Genomic DNA, 14,639 nt, shown 5'->3' with positions numbered 1-14,639 from the left:
GGCGGATCTTTCACGCTTAGTGGTCATCTAACTTGTCTAGCCGATATAACGATAGTAATCCTGCTTATTGGTTATGACGAATCCGCAGCTCTCATACAATCCGAGCGCATTCGGATTGTCCAGTGCGACTTCCAGATAAATACCGTTGCCGAGGCGTCTTTCCCGTTGAATCGTCTGAATAAGGGCGCTGCGCCCGATGCCCCGGCCCCGCATTTTCTCATCTACGGTGAAGGCGTAGATCCACGTTTCGTGATGTTCTGTCCACAGCCGCATTTTGCCTACGGGCTGCCCGTCAAGCTCAATAATGATATGCTCATTGCTGCTTTCTCCATCCAGCTCTTCATACATTTCTACCGCTTCTTCCAGCGTCGTGTTGAAGCCCATGCTGTCGAGAACGGCGAGCAGTCTCTTCTCATCGGCGCGGGCGGGACGAAGGATCACCATGTCATCAGGCAAAATCTTGTTCTCGAAAGCCGAACGTTCCTCTGCCTTGTCATAGTCCCATTTCATCTGGTATTCCGCATGATTGAACTCGATCGGCAGGGTCTTCAGAAAGCCTGCGGCGGATTTGGAAGCTGCAGGCGCGTTGAGCAGTATGCTCTTCGCCTTCTTGCGGACGATCTGTTTATAAGCCTGCTGCCACAGGGTGGTGAAGATGCCGCGCCGGCGGTAGCCGGGCCGCACCATTCCGCAAACTTCAACTTCGCTGCCGAAGCTGTACAGTCCGATAAATCCCGCCAGCAGTCCCTCCTCGTAAGTGTAGAGCCACTGAGCGCCTCCGGCCCCCGGCTCGCTTCGCAGCGAGTCCCAGTTGAGCTTCAGCGATATGCCGTCATACTCTTCGCAGCGGCGCTGTAATTCCTCTATTTCGTGTAAAATTTCCTGTGTCGCCAAACCCGTTTCCTCCTAATCATTGGAATCGCAGCCCGGGCGGACATTTTGCTGCGAATAACGGGCAGTTTGTTTAAGACAGACCGCTTCCGTTCTCATTCAGCACGTCCCCGTACTCGGGATGCTTCTTGAATTGATGCGCGGCGTAGGAGCATTGAGGGAGGACAGATAGTCCCTCATTTCTTGCTTTTTCTACAACCGCCTTGACCAGCTGTTCGCCTGCTCCCTGACCCCGCAGTTGTTCCGATACATACGTATGATCGACGATCATTGTCTTGGAATTGTCCAGCTTGTATGTAATTTCAGCAAGGTCTTCACCATCTCCGGCGATGTAAAACCGTCCTTCTTCTGAAGAAATTTGCCGCATATTCATCACTCCTGTTACATGGATTACCGTTATTTTACTCTCTCTCCGGACAAAAAGCGAGTTAGTATCGAATAATATTGACCAAAGGCAGAAAATCGCGAAATTTGGATTATTTTGGGTAAAAAGGCAATTTTGACTCCCGCTTTCTGGAGTGCTATACTGGTTCCACAACACAGCAATAGGGTTAATAAGAGACTGATTAGAGTATAGATCTAATCGGTCTTATGTTTTTAAATCCATACTTAGGAGGAATTGGTAATGAGTGAAGCAGTACGTTTGACGGAAAGAACCGGGAAGCCTGCCGCGCAGCGGAGACAGGGCCTGGTGCCTGTTGTCATCTACGGTGCGGGTTCTGAATCCCTTTCCCTTAGCGCGGATGCAAAAACGATAGACAGTATTCTGAGCAAAAATCCGCGTGCGATTTTGAAGGCGGAGCTGCCGGCATCCGGCACCAAAGATGTGATTATTCAGGGCGTGCAGCGCGAGCCTTTGACCAAAAAGCTGCTGCATATCGACTTCCATGTCATTGATTTGAAAGCCGAGCTGGACACCAAGGTAGCCCTGCATTTTACCGGAACGCCTGAAGGGGTTAAGGCCGGAGGAGTGCAGACGGTCGAGCTGCATGAGCTGGAAATCCGCACACTGCCGGACAAGCTGGAATCCGTATTCGAAGTGGACGTCAGCAATCTGGAAATCGGCGATCATCTGCTTGTTTCAGACCTGCCGAAGAATGCGGGATGGGAAGTGCTGACAGACCCCGAAACGCTGGTCGTTAAGATCGCGCCGCCAGCCGTCCAGGCAGAGCCTGCGGCCGAAGAAGGGGCTGCGGAACCGGCGGCGGAAGAGGCTGCCGAAGGAGCGAAAGCTTGATTGCCTGCTTGCAATTGAAAAATAAACAATTAGAGCGCGTCCTCTCCGGCTTTGGAGGGAACGCGCTCTTGCGTGATCAGGCGCTTATATTTGGCTTGCCGTCTGTTATTCATCAGCTGCAACAAGCTTGATATTGTTCTCCTGGGCAAACTGCTGGTAGTCGCTCCCCGGCAGGCTGTCGGTAATCAAATAATCGATATCTTCCAGTTTGCAGTAGGTCATGAGCGCATACTTACCAAATTTGTTGTGGTCTACAAGCAAGAACACTTCCTGGCTGCGTTCGACTACGATCTGCTTGATTTCGCTTTCGAGCGGGGATGAATTGGTTACGCCGCTCGAAAGCGAGATGCCGGTTGAAGCCATAAAGGCTTTATTTATATTGTACGCTTTCAGCAGGTCCATATTTTTGATGCTGGCAAATGATTTTGTCTTGCGCTCCAGAACACCGCCCGTCGAAATGACATTCAAATTGCCGTAAGGCAGAGAACCAAGGATGACATCAAGATTGCTCGTAATAACGGTCAGGTTCAAATGTTTAATATATTCAATCATCTCAAGAGTGGTTGTTCCGGAATCAATGTAGATAATATCCCCGTCAGTTACATACTCGGCTGCGGTTTTGGCAATTCTCTGTTTTTCGCTGTGGTTTCGCGACTTTCTGTCGTTAAAGGAAATGAGAGGCGGATTTACCGCGGATACACCGCCATACACCTTCTTAACTTCCCCGCCTTCAACCAGTTCCTGGATATCCCGCCTAATTGTATTTTTGGAAACATCGAATACAGTAACAAGTTCGTCGAGCGATACAGTGTTGTGTTCAATGATATAATCCTGAATTTGCTTAATGCGTTTGGTCTTTAACATGTCGATCCATCCTTAGTATTCGATTAATGTTACTGCCCTTTACCTTTAAGTACATTATACCAACAAAACACCAATAGTTAACCATATATAACGAGCTCACAGCCATCGTCCGTTTACATCGTAACATTGTTATGTTACAGTGTGTTTATGAGGTGAAGAAAATGAAGGATGATTTAATCTCAAAAAAAGAGCTCCTGGACCTTACCGGAATTTCATACGGCCAGCTTTACCGCTGGAAGCGTAAGCAGCTCATTCCGGAAGAATGGTTTATCCGCAAATCCACGTTTACTGGACAGGAGACCTTTTTTCCAAGAATGCTGATTCAAGCCCGGATTCGAAATATCCTAAATATGAAGGATGATCTTTCGCTTGACGAACTGGCCAGCAGACTGTCCGACACGGAAGGGTACAGCGAGATCCGCTTGAGCAAAGAGGCTATAATAGAACGAAACATTGTTACGGATATTGCGATGTCTGCATATGGAGCGGCGGTTCAGAGCAAGGAGGGCTTGTATTCCTTCGGGCAGCTTCTGCATTTGTATGCGGCGGACACTTTGCTTGCCAAAGGGGACATGAGTCTGGATGAAGGAAAGCTGCTGCTGCGAACGCTGGAAAAGCATGCCGGCGCGCTGACGGGTAAGCCTTGCGAGCTTTATTTTGTCCGGAAAATGGGCGTTGCCTTATTTCTGCTTGCGCCGTCGCCGGCGGAACTCTTCTTCGATGAGGGCGTCCGGCTCGTTGCGAAAGTGGCGCTCGGAGATTTGGTTGAACAGTTGAAAGGGAGGTTATCGTAGGGTGACAGAGGAAGATAAGGGGATAGGACAGCGGCCTGATCTTATCCTTAATGGAGTCGGCAGCGCTGCGGGAGGAGCTTACGACAAAGTCCTTATAGACGGAGTGGGGAAAGTAATGGATTCGCTAAGTGCGAGGTTATTCAAGGCGAACGGTCAGATTCGGGTGAAAGGCGAGCTGGAGACCATAGAAATAGAAGTCAATGGTATAATGAACCTTGAAGGTCCTCTGCGGATGAATACCATGAAATTGGACGGCATCCTCCATGTCGATGGCGGCATCGCAGGAGAGAGCTGTGTGCTGAACGGACTGATGACCGCAAAAGGGGATTGTGAGCTGGAGGAATTCAGAGGTGTGGGCGGATTCACAATTGAGGGGCTGCTGAACGCGGGGCGAATGGATGTCCGGCTGGCAGGAGCAGGGCAGGCTCATGAGATCGGAGTGGAGACGCTGAAGGTCCGTCAGGGGGATCAGAGTCTATGGAACCGGCTGCTCGGCGGAATCATTCCGAAACTGAAACCGGTGCTTTCCGCTAAGGTCATCGAGGGAGATAATCTGGACTTGGAATATACAAATGCGGATGTGATCAGAGGAAATCATGTTATTATCGGCGAGGGCTGTTCCGCCGGGCTGGTGGAATACCGAACCGGATTAACGGTCCACCCTGGAGCCCACGTTGGAAAGGAAGTGAAGACCGGTGACTGATACGGCTCGCGGCAATCTCAAAATCATGGGCACAACGTCATCCGCAGGAGGTTCGTTCCAAAATGTGGGTATTACGGGTGAGTGCAGGTTTTCGGGAGATGTCGATTGTGTTAAGTTCGGCTTGACCGGGAATTCGGAAATTGACGGCAGCCTGAAGGCGGAAGAAATCAAGCTGACCGGCGAATGCGGTGTGCGGGGGCGTATCGATGCCATGTCCGTAAAAGGGCGCGGAGAACTGACGGCGGATTCCGGAATCAGAGCGGAGCGGTTTGCGTTTGAAGGGCACGTCAGCGTGAGGGACGATTGCGAGGCGGGAGAATTCCGGCTTACCGGCGTGGTGGAGATCGGCGGATTGCTGAGCGGGGACCAGTTGGATATCGGCCTGATCGGGAAGAGCCGGGCGGGAGATGTCGGAGGAGGCAAGATCAGAATCAAGCGCAGCAAGGGTTTTTTGTTGATGAAGATGGTCAAGCCGAACCAGGAAGCCTGCTTCGAGGGGAGAACGATTGAAGGGGACTTCGTGGAGCTTGAGTATGTGGCGGCCGAAACCGTAAGAGGCGGAAGCGTCATTATCGGACCTGGCTGCGAGATTAAAACGGTAGAGTACAGGGAATCTCTGGAGATACACCCTAACGCGAAAGTGCAGCGCCAGGTTAAATTGTAATATTGTTAAATTGTAAAATTGTAAGCTGGATAACCAAGTAGAGAAACGGAAGTGGAGACTTAAATGAGCGATCATAAAAATAACCGTCTGGGCCTGGTCATTGCCGGGCTTTTACTGGGCATTCTGATGGCATCCATGGACAGTACGATTGTGGCGACGGCCATGGGGAACATCGTTGGGGAATTGGGCGGGATGGACAAATTTGTCTGGGTCACCTCAGCCTATCTCGTCGCCGAGATGGCGGGCATGCCGATCTTCGGCAAATTGTCGGATATGTACGGCCGCAAGAAATTTTTCGTGTTCGGCCTTTTGGTGTTTATGGCTGGGTCCGCGCTGTGCGGAACGGCGGACAGCATTACGCAGCTGGCCATTTACCGGGCAGTGCAAGGGATTGGCGGCGGAGCGCTGGTGCCGATTGCCTTCACGATTATGTTCGACGCAGTGCCGCTGGAAACCCGGGGCAAGCTAGGCGGCGCATTTGGCGCTGTATTCGGACTGTCCAGCATATTCGGTCCGCTGCTCGGCGCATACATCACGGACCATATCGCCTGGCAGTGGATATTTTACATCAACCTGCCGCTCGGAGTCGTTGCTTTTGTGCTGGTTGCGTTCTTTTACAAGGAATCGCATGAGCACTCCAAGCAGCCGATTGACTGGCTTGGCGCGGGTACGCTGCTTGGCGCGGTAATCTGCCTGATGTTCGCGCTGGAGCTTGGCGGTAAAGAATATGCCTGGAATTCTACGTTGATTCTCGGCTTGTTCGGCGCGGCGGCGGTGCTCGCGGTAGTATTTCTCTATGCGGAGACGAAGGCGGAGGAGCCGATTATCTCTTTCAAGCTGTTCCGCCGGCAGTTGTATGCCTTCAGTATTCTGACCGCCCTGTTCAGCGGAGCGGCGTTTATCGTCGCGTCGGTCTATATCCCGATCTTTATCCAAGGCGTGCTCGGAGGCTCGGCCACCAATTCCGGCCTGGTGCTTCTGCCGATGATGGTGGGTTCGGTAATCACGGCGACCTCAGGAGGCTTCCTGATGACTAAATTCAGCTACCGCAGCCTCATGATTCCAACCCTGCTGCTGCTGGCTCTCGGAACCTGGCTTGCTTCCACACTCTCGCCGGACTCGACGCGGCTGATCGTCACTTTGTATATGATCCTTATCGGCCTTGGGGTCGGCGCGTCTTTCTCGGTTCTGAGCAACGCAGCTATAGACGGCCTGTCCGCCCGGCAGCGCGGATCGGCAAGCGCAACCCTTAATTTCCTCCGGTCATTGGGCATGACGGTGGGCATTACCACCTTCGGCATCATCCAGAGCCATTATTTGGCGAACCGGCTTAGCTATTTGTTTGGCGCTTCGGGAGCCGCCCAGGGCGGGGGCGGGGCGTTTAATATGTCGGACCCCCATACGCTGTTATCCCCGGATACGCGAGCGAAGATTCCGCCGGAAATTTTGGATAAGATCACGGCGGGGCTGTCGTCCTCCATCACGGATACCTTTGCCTGGGCTATTATCCCGGCGGTGCTGGCTCTGCTCTCCTCGCTGTTCATGGGGAGCAGCAAAATGGTCGGCACGGCAGAAGAACAAAAGGCCGCCGGGCATTAACCCGGCAAGCCCTTATTCCCAGTTCTTGCAGACATCGACCCATGCCTTGCCGCCCGAGTATTGCTCAAGCTCGGTACAGTTTAATTCAATTGCGGAGTTTGAGCTGCCGCAGGCGGGGAAGAGGGTATCAAAGCGCTTCATGGAGATATCGAGATAGACCTCGAGGTCATTGGCCAGTCCGAATGGGCACACGCCGCCGACGGCATGTCCGGTCTGCTCCAGCACTTCCTCCGGAGACAGCATTTTCGGCTTGAATCCGAACTGGCTCCGGAATTTTTTGTTGTCGACCTTAGTATCGCCGGCGGCCACGACCAGGATTGCGGCTTCGCTTTCGCTGTAAAAGGACAGCGTTTTGGCTATACGGGCGGGGATGACGCCGATCGTCTCTGCGGCTGTCTCTACAGTAGCGCTGGAGGATTCAAATTCCATGATATGCTGCTCTCTTCCGACGGCGCGGAAATGCGCTTTTACACTTTCGATAGACATGATAAAGGGTTCCTTTCCTCATAAAAATAAAGATTTTGCGATATTTACTCATTTTAGCGGTTAATTCGGCTGGTGACAAAGGACTTTTGCTTCACATATCGGCAAAACGGCGCTCTTCATGCGAAGAAGCGTCGTTTTGTTATTCTTCCAGATTTAGCTTTTGCAGCAGGGCGATCAGCTGATCCTCTTCTTCATTCGTCAAATCGCGCGTCAGCTTGGCGTTGGATTCATCCAAAAGGCTCTGAAGCACTGGCAGGAATTCCACTGCTTTTTGAGTAGGGTAGAGCCGGTGCGACCGGCGGTCCTCCGGGTCTGCCTTGCGTTCGATATAGCCAGCGGCTTCCAATTGTTTGACCGAGCGGGCGGTGGTCGCTTTGTCGAATTTGAGGTCTACGGTCAGCTGATCCTGCGTTGTTCCCGGAGACATGAGAATCGCTTTAAGGAAGCTGTACTGCCCGCCGCCGCCGATTCCGTACTCACCGAGCGAGCGGGACATGCGTTTCAGTTGGGTTCGGTAAATATAGGAGATCAGCTTTCCGATCGGCTCTTTTTTTATGGGGGCGGGTTCTTTCATAAGGACTCCTTTCGGGACTGGCGGGCTCATATTCGTATGCTTTCATCATGATAAAAAAGTTTACCGTAAAATAGTTGCATGCGCAACAAAGTTGCAGTACACTTTGAATTGTGAATAGTTGCGTACGCAACTAAATCGGCGCATGCGAAAAAGAGGTGGCTTATGAGCACAATGAATCGGGGAACTTATCAAGAGGATGCCGGCGTACAGGGCCGCCGCTGGCTGATTTTAATTGTATTAAATCTGTTTGTTTTCATGTCCACCCTGGACGGGAGCATTGTGAATATCGCTCTGCCGGTGTTATCGGAGAAGCTGAATCTGCCGATCGCACAGATCGAATGGGTGACCACCGGTTATCTGATGGCGATTTGCGCAGCGATTCTGTTCTTTGGAAGACTTGGAGATATCGCCGGCAAGATTAGATTATTCAAGATCGGCACGGTCGTCTTCATCCTGGGTTCCCTACTGTGCGGGCTGAGCGGCTCGCTGCCGGTGCTGGTGGCGGCAAGGGTTATTCAGGCGATGGGCGCATCAATGACCATGGCGAATAGCCAGGGCATTGTGACGGATATTTTTCCGGCAACGGAGCGGGGGAAGGCGCTTGGGCTCATCGGCACCTTTGTTTCTCTCGGAAGTATCGCCGGTCCGAGCCTTGGCGGCATGATTGTTGCCAATCTCGGCTGGGAGTATATCTTCTGGGTGAATGTTCCGATCGGCTTGATTGCAATCGGTCTTGGCTGGAAGGTGCTCCCGAAAGATCTGATCCGGGTAAAGGCCAGAGTCGACATTCCCGGAAGCCTGCTATTCGCCTGCTTCATTATTGCTCTGTTTGCGGGCCTTCTGCTCGGACAGCAGCATGGATACGGGAGTATCGGCATAATATTTACGTTAATTGCCGCAGCGCTTGCCTTTATCGCTTTTCTCCGAGTGGAGCTGCGGAGGCCCGAGCCGCTGCTGCAGCTTAATCTTTTCAAGAATCCGCTGTTCTCGCTCAGCATTCTTTGCGGGTTTCTCGTATTCGCCGCGAACTTCTGCTTTAACATTATTTCGCCGTTCTACACGCAGAACATGCTTGGCCTGTCTCCGTCTTCGGCGGGCTTTCTGCTGATGCTGTTTCCGATAAGCATGGTTGTCATCGCTCCGCTCAGCGGTGCTTTGTCGGACAAGATTGGCTCGGAATTTCTTACGTTTGCCGGACTGGTCGTCATGGTTATCGCCCAATTCGGACTGGCTCAGCTTCATGACGGGAGTCCGGTCTGGCTCGTTGGTGTATGGATCGCGATGCTCGGGGTCGGCAGCGGACTGTTTCAGTCCCCGAATAACTCCCTGGTCATGTCAACGGTGCCCCGCACCCAGCTCGGTTCGGCCGGCAGCGTGAATTCGCTGGTGCGCAATATCGGTATGGTTGTCGGCATTACCATCGCCACCACGACCTTGTTCAATGTAATGAGCGGCAAAGCCGGTTATCGGGTCACCGGTTTGATCCCGGACCGGCCGGATATTTTTCTGGCGGGAATGCATGTCGTGTTTACCACTTCGGCGGCAATCAGTCTGGCGGCGGCTCTGCTGACGGGCTGGCGGTTCGTCCACACCAGGGCGGGTTCGTGTAGAGGTAAGGCGGCATAGACCGGGAGAGGGCAGAGGATGACCCTAAAGGGCCCAAGGTGAGGGAATCCGGTCATGGGCTTAATGCTGTCAAGCACGGAGCCCAGGTAATAGGCATCCACAGAGCACAGATACAGTATGTTTAGGAAAAAAGAACGCCTCCGTTCCATCGCTGATCGCGAATGGAATGGAGGCGTTTGTTCAAATATAAGGCTTTATAAGCGAGGGCGACGGATTAACTGCAAACACCTGACATTCAAATGACATTTAAAGTGAGGGAATATCGAATAACTTGCGCAGGATGCGACAAATGCCCTAAGATTAAGACACTAACGCTGCAATGAATAGAAGCCGCATCAGGAGGAATATCCGTGGATTATGAAGTTGGGGTTGAGTTTCAGCCGATCTATGAATTAATTGCCAGCATACATACGTTTATTTGCAGGAAATCCAATAAGAAAATCGATCTGGGCAGCGTCTGGACCGCGGAAGTCACCGCCGGATTAAATCCTCAGCTGCTGTCCGCTCTTGAACAAGTGGAGCTGGACAATGACTGGAAGCTGTTGAACCTGCTCCTCTATCTTTGTCCGGACAAAGCAACCGTCGAAGGCATACTGGAATGGCTCGAAGGCTTATCGGTCGGCGAAATGTACGAGACCCTTTCCGGTTATGTCAGCGTATTTCCAGCGCAGATGGAGACTTTCCGCGGCAGGATGCTGTTTGTGCTCACGGAATGGAACCGGCAGTATTTCAGTACCAGCAATCCGCTAATCCTCCCCAGGCTTAAGGAGCATGCAGCTGAACGGATTCGGAAGCTCCCGGGAGCCGATATTAAGGACTTTGTGGATGAGACAACGAACGGATTTGTGTTTATGCCGGGTGAGAGTCTGCGCAAGCTGGTGCTGATTCCGCAGTTTCATTTTCAGCCGGTCAATATTATTTATAATTTCGGTCCGCTGACCCTTTGCCACTATGCGGCAAGAATCGCGGTTGACGACGAAGACATCTCGCCATCCATGTACAAGGCACTTCGAAGTCTCAGCGAAAAAAGCCGGCTGAAAATACTGAAGTCGCTGGGACCGGAGCGCAAAACGTTCTCGGAAATTGCCAGAAGTGCGGGAATATCCAAAGGCATTGTCCATGACCATATTTTTAGCCTCCGCTGCGCCGGCCTGCTGCACGCCTATATCGAAGGGGAGAATGTCACTTCATACAGCCTGAGACTGGAAGGCGTTCGTCAAATGAATACGCAATTGCTGCAATTTTTAAGTTGAAACCGTTATTTTGCGGAAAAAGCCAAGGCCACTTCATTCTGTGAGCTTTGGCTTTATTTGTGTTTGGAAACATTTGTGTTTCCGTTGATGGAGAATTTTTTTGGTGTTCTCTATTTACAGAACATAAAACTCTTTCTATAATGTGAACTATCGGCTATTAATCATACTTAGCGGGTAGGAATTGTAGAAAATAATTTGTGGAGAAAAGAGATGATATTCTTGAGAAAAAGCACGCTGTTATTATCCTCATTACTGATTGTCGGTTCATTGCTCCTCTCGGCTTGCGGAAACGGCAGCACGAATTCGGCCGCCGGCAGCAATAATACAGCAGCGACCGCGTCCGCAGATGCTCCATCCGCCACGGAAACGACCGCTTCGGCGGTGCCTGTTCTGGCGGGAGCGCTCAGTGCGCCGTATACGGCAACCGATCTGTCCAAGCTGCCTGCAGCCGCTCAAAGCCGCACCGATACGATTATTGTGGGACTTACCGATCCCAGCGGCGCATTTACGCCTTATTTTCAGGAGAGCGGTTATGACGGCAATGTCTCCTCCTTGCTGTATGCGTCGCTTGTGACGGTAGACGGCAAAGGGGTGCCCGTTCCGGAGCTCACCGAGAGCTGGGAGGTATCGCAGGATCAGCTTACATACACCTTCCACTTGCGGAAGGACTTGAAATTCAGCGACGGTTCGCCGCTGACCGCAGGCGACGTGGCCTTTACCTGGACGATCCAGTATGACAAGAGCTATGACGGCGGCTCCCCGCTGCCTTCGCTGAAGGTAAAGGGCGGGCAGGCTTACAAGGAGGGCAAGACCAAGACAATCGAAGGCATCAAAGTCATCGATCCCCAGACCATTTCGGTAACGCTGGAGCAGCCGAATGCGACGGCGCTGGTCACGCTCGGCTCCAATGTGCTGTCCAAGGCCTATTATGGCAAGGACTACACCTTCGGCCATCTCGAATACATCAAGAAGCTGCACGAGAAGCCGCTGGGAGACGGACCTTACAAGCTGGAGAAATTCATTCCGGGTCAGGAAGTAAGACTCGTCGCGAACGAGAACTATTTTAAAGGCAAGCCAAAGACGGAGCATTTCATTTACAAAACCTCCCAAGGCGACGCGTGGCAGTTTCTGGAGACCGGAGAAGTAGACTATACTTCCTTCCCCGCAACAAACGAGAACATTGAGAAGCTGAAGGCGCTGGGCTTCGTCAACATTATTCCCTACACGCCAAGCACGTACGGCTATATCCAGGTGAACCTGAAGCATGAGCAGCTTCAAGACAAGCGGGTCAGACAAGCGATTGCCTACGGGCTGGATCGCCAGAGCATCTATGTGGATGCCGCGGAAGGCGCAGGCTCTGTCGCCAACATTCCGGCTTCGCCTATCTCCTGGGCGTATACGGAGGAAGGCATTAATTCTTATAAATTCGATCCGGACAAAGCGAAGCAGCTGCTCGATGAAGCGGGCTGGACGGTTGGCGCGGACGGAATCCGCGAAAAGGACGGCAAGAAGCTCAGCATCCATTATCTAGGCTTCAAGAGCAAGACCACAGACATTTTTATCCCGGTGGCCAAAGAGAATTTTGTGGCGATAGGCATTGATTTCCAACCGGAAATTTTCGCCGATTTCAATGCGCTGGTTTCGAAAGTGGAGGGCGGAGACTATGATCTGGCAAGCTTCTCCACATCGATGCTGACCGATCCTGCCGACGGGTTCATGCAGTTCTTTGACGGAGAAATCACCGGCTATGACAATCCGAAATTCCTGGAGCTGTACAATAAGGCCCTAGCCACAACCGATATCGAACAGCGCAAGGCGGTATACAAGGAACTGTATCAACTGTTTAACGACGAGCTTCCGATCATCTTCACCAACTATAAAAAGACGGTATACGCCTATAACGGACGCATCCAGAATCTTTCGGTCAGCCCCTTCATAGGGCTTGCGGGCAGTCTGCCCGAATGGACGCTGAAATAATCCATAATCCGTCCCTTGTCTTTCGTTCGCCGGAGGGCAGGGGACGGACATTCATAAAGGGAGCCGATCATGAGTACGTATCTGACCAAAAGACTGCTGTATATGATCCTTATCCTGTTCACCGCTTCGCTGCTGATCTTCATTCTCTACGCCAACACGCCCGGCGATTTCATCACCGGCAACATCAAGCTGACGGCGGAGCGCAAGGCGGAGCTGCGCGAGATATACGGCCTCAACAAGCCGGTGCTCGAACGTTACGGCATTTGGCTCGGGAATGCGCTGCACGGGGATTTGGGCTATTCGCTGGCCCAGCAGAAGCCGGTGCTGCAGCTGTTTAACGATTATATCTGGAATTCTTTTTTGCTGGCCGCCGTCTCCACTTTCCTGACCTGGCTGATCGCCGTGATCATCGGCGTGGTGTCCGCCTACCGGCAGTATTCCTGGTTTGATACGCTGGTGATGGTCGCCATTTTCGCCGCGATGTCACTGCCGTCCTTTTTTATCGGCCTGTTTCTGATCAAGATTCTGGCCGTCGACTTGAAGTGGCTGCCGCCAGGCGGGATGATTACGACCGGCAGCAATGCAACCGGCATCGTCTATTTCAAGGAAGTGCTGAGACATATGACCCTGCCCGTTATCGTGATGACTCTCCTGGGGCTGGGCTCGTTAACCCGTTATTTCCGCAGCAATATGATCGACGTTCTGAGACAGGATTATATCCGGACAGCCCGGGCCAAGGGACTGAATGAGCGGAGGGTGCTGTTCAAGCACGCTTTGAAGAACGCACTCCTGCCCGCCATCACACTGGTCGGCTTTGAGCTGCCTTCCCTGTTCGGTGGGTCGATCATCATCGAGCAAATATTCAACTGGCCCGGCGTCGGCCAGCTCTACATGAAGTCCTTCGGGCTTCGGGATTACCCGCTGCTGATGGGCTTTACTATGCTGCTTGCCATTTTGACCGTGATCGGAACGTTGCTCTCGGACCTGCTCTACCGGGTAGCCGATCCGCGGGTCCGGTTGTAGGGAGGGAGATTTGTGACAGCCAACAGCCGTTTGACGGAAGTCACACGTCCGCGCGTTCGGGAGCGTAAATCTTCTCTGCTTGGGCAGTCCTTGCGCAGATTGCTGCATAACAAGCTGGCGGTGGCGGGTTTTGCCGTAGTCGTCTTTATGTTTGTACTCTGCTTTATCGGACCGATGTTCTCGCCGTATACGGACAACAAAATCCATATGACTCTGATGAACAAAGCGCCGAGTCTCAAGCATTGGCTGGGTACGGATGGGCTCGGCCGCGATATTCTGACACGCGTGATGCAAGCCGGGCGCATCTCGCTGACCGTCGGGCTGGCTTCCATGCTGCTGTCCGTTGTTCTCGGGGCATTGCTCGGGGCGGTCTCGGGCTATTACCGAGGGATTGCGGACCAGCTCATTATGCGGCTCGCCGATCTCTTGATGACGGTACCGAGTCTTCCGCTCCTGTTCATTTTTGGCGCCCTGCTGTCGGAGTGGAAGGTGCCGACGGATTACCGGATGTACCTCGTCATGCTGATGCTGAGCGCGGTGAACTGGCCGGGTATGGCGCGGATGGTACGCGGACAGATGCTCAGCCTGCGGGAGCGCGAATTCATGCAGGCAGCGGAGGTGCTGGGACTTCGCGACCGCCGGAAACTGGCAGGCCATCTGCTGCCGAACATTGTTCCGCTCCTGATCGTCATGGCGACGCTCAATATCGGTGGGTCGATCCTCAGCGAGTCGGTGCTCAGCTTTTTCGGTCTGGGCGTCATGCCGCCTACGCCGACCTGGGGGAATATGATCGACGCGGCGAACAATATGATTGATTTCCAGAGCCATCCGTGGTTGTGGATCCCGCCGGGAGTGTCGATTTTTGCCACGGTCATTGCCATCAATATATTCGGCGACGGCCTGCGGGACGTGCTCGATCCTAAACAGAAGAGGTAGGTGGCTATCATC

General features: G+C 52.7%; 15 protein-coding genes. 10 read left to right on the top strand and 5 right to left on the bottom strand.

The annotated features are described in order from the left end of the window. Positions 1-36: 36 nt before the first annotated feature. A complete protein-coding gene (locus VK70_RS12740; RefSeq protein WP_025694200.1) occupies positions 37-894 on the bottom strand; it encodes a GNAT family N-acetyltransferase in 858 nt (285 codons plus the stop codon). Between the two features lie 70 nt (positions 895-964). Next, entirely contained in the window at positions 965-1,258 is a 294-nt protein-coding gene (locus VK70_RS12735) for a GNAT family N-acetyltransferase (protein WP_025694199.1), read from the bottom strand. A 258-nt stretch (positions 1,259-1,516) separates the two neighbouring features. Here VK70_RS12735 and VK70_RS12730 point away from each other — a divergent pair, with 258 nt between their 5' ends. Continuing rightward, positions 1,517-2,128, top strand: coding sequence for a 50S ribosomal protein L25 (locus VK70_RS12730; RefSeq protein ID WP_025694198.1), 612 nt, complete (start codon positions 1,517-1,519; stop codon positions 2,126-2,128). Positions 2,129-2,233: 105 nt separating this feature from the next. Here the strand turns inward: VK70_RS12730 and VK70_RS12725 are convergent, their stop codons facing one another. Continuing rightward, complete coding sequence (locus tag VK70_RS12725; RefSeq protein ID WP_025694197.1) at positions 2,234-2,992, bottom strand: DeoR/GlpR family DNA-binding transcription regulator; 759 nt, start codon at positions 2,990-2,992, stop codon at positions 2,234-2,236. Positions 2,993-3,153: 161 nt separating this feature from the next. Here VK70_RS12725 and VK70_RS12720 point away from each other — a divergent pair, with 161 nt between their 5' ends. The 4 genes from VK70_RS12720 to VK70_RS12705 all read left to right on the top strand — a co-directional run bounded on the left by VK70_RS12720 (position 3,154) and on the right by VK70_RS12705 (position 6,752). Continuing rightward, the gene (locus tag VK70_RS12720; protein WP_025694196.1) at positions 3,154-3,786 is read left to right on the top strand and encodes a YhbD family protein; all 633 of its coding nucleotides are present in this window, start codon (positions 3,154-3,156) and stop codon (positions 3,784-3,786) included. 1 nt (position 3,787) lies between these two features. Continuing rightward, the gene (locus VK70_RS12715; RefSeq protein WP_025694195.1) at positions 3,788-4,489 is read left to right on the top strand and encodes a hypothetical protein; all 702 of its coding nucleotides are present in this window, start codon (positions 3,788-3,790) and stop codon (positions 4,487-4,489) included. Next, the gene (locus VK70_RS12710) at positions 4,482-5,153 is read left to right on the top strand and encodes a hypothetical protein (protein ID WP_025694194.1); all 672 of its coding nucleotides are present in this window, start codon (positions 4,482-4,484) and stop codon (positions 5,151-5,153) included. Before VK70_RS12715 ends, VK70_RS12710 begins: the two co-directional genes overlap by 8 nt. 63 nt (positions 5,154-5,216) lie before the next feature. After that, the gene (locus VK70_RS12705) at positions 5,217-6,752 is read left to right on the top strand and encodes an MDR family MFS transporter (protein ID WP_025694193.1); all 1,536 of its coding nucleotides are present in this window, start codon (positions 5,217-5,219) and stop codon (positions 6,750-6,752) included. Positions 6,753-6,764: 12 nt separating this feature from the next. Here the strand turns inward: VK70_RS12705 and VK70_RS12700 are convergent, their stop codons facing one another. Together VK70_RS12700 and VK70_RS12695 are read right to left on the bottom strand one after the other, a co-directional pair. Continuing rightward, complete coding sequence (locus VK70_RS12700) at positions 6,765-7,238, bottom strand: YbaK/EbsC family protein (protein WP_025694192.1); 474 nt, start codon at positions 7,236-7,238, stop codon at positions 6,765-6,767. A 139-nt stretch (positions 7,239-7,377) separates the two neighbouring features. Beyond that, positions 7,378-7,794: a MarR family winged helix-turn-helix transcriptional regulator gene (locus VK70_RS12695; RefSeq protein ID WP_025694191.1), complete on the bottom strand. Its 417-nt coding sequence runs from the start codon at positions 7,792-7,794 to the stop codon at positions 7,378-7,380. Positions 7,795-7,974: 180 nt separating this feature from the next. Here VK70_RS12695 and VK70_RS12690 point away from each other — a divergent pair, with 180 nt between their 5' ends. The 5 genes from VK70_RS12690 to opp4C all read left to right on the top strand — a co-directional run bounded on the left by VK70_RS12690 (position 7,975) and on the right by opp4C (position 14,627). Next, a complete protein-coding gene (locus tag VK70_RS12690; RefSeq protein WP_025694190.1) occupies positions 7,975-9,438 on the top strand; it encodes an MFS transporter in 1,464 nt (487 codons plus the stop codon). Between the two features lie 350 nt (positions 9,439-9,788). Further along, positions 9,789-10,691 carry an ArsR/SmtB family transcription factor gene (locus VK70_RS12685; RefSeq protein ID WP_025694189.1) on the top strand — a complete coding sequence of 301 codons (903 nt, stop codon included), beginning with the start codon at positions 9,789-9,791 and terminating at the stop codon, positions 10,689-10,691. A gap of 219 nt (positions 10,692-10,910) precedes the next feature. Then, entirely contained in the window at positions 10,911-12,668 is a 1,758-nt protein-coding gene (locus VK70_RS12680) for an ABC transporter substrate-binding protein (protein WP_025694188.1), read from the top strand. A gap of 69 nt (positions 12,669-12,737) precedes the next feature. Further along, positions 12,738-13,691: an ABC transporter permease gene (locus VK70_RS12675; RefSeq protein WP_046723343.1), complete on the top strand. Its 954-nt coding sequence runs from the start codon at positions 12,738-12,740 to the stop codon at positions 13,689-13,691. 12 nt (positions 13,692-13,703) lie between these two features. Next, the gene (gene opp4C, locus VK70_RS12670) at positions 13,704-14,627 is read left to right on the top strand and encodes an oligopeptide ABC transporter permease (protein ID WP_025694186.1); all 924 of its coding nucleotides are present in this window, start codon (positions 13,704-13,706) and stop codon (positions 14,625-14,627) included. The last annotated feature ends 12 nt before the right edge of the window (positions 14,628-14,639 follow it).

Source organism: Paenibacillus durus ATCC 35681 (assembly GCF_000993825.1).
Classification (GTDB): domain Bacteria; phylum Bacillota; class Bacilli; order Paenibacillales; family Paenibacillaceae; genus Paenibacillus_AQ; species Paenibacillus_AQ durus_B.
Note: the sequence above shows the minus strand (reverse complement) of the source record. Positions and strands in the feature narration are given on the sequence as shown.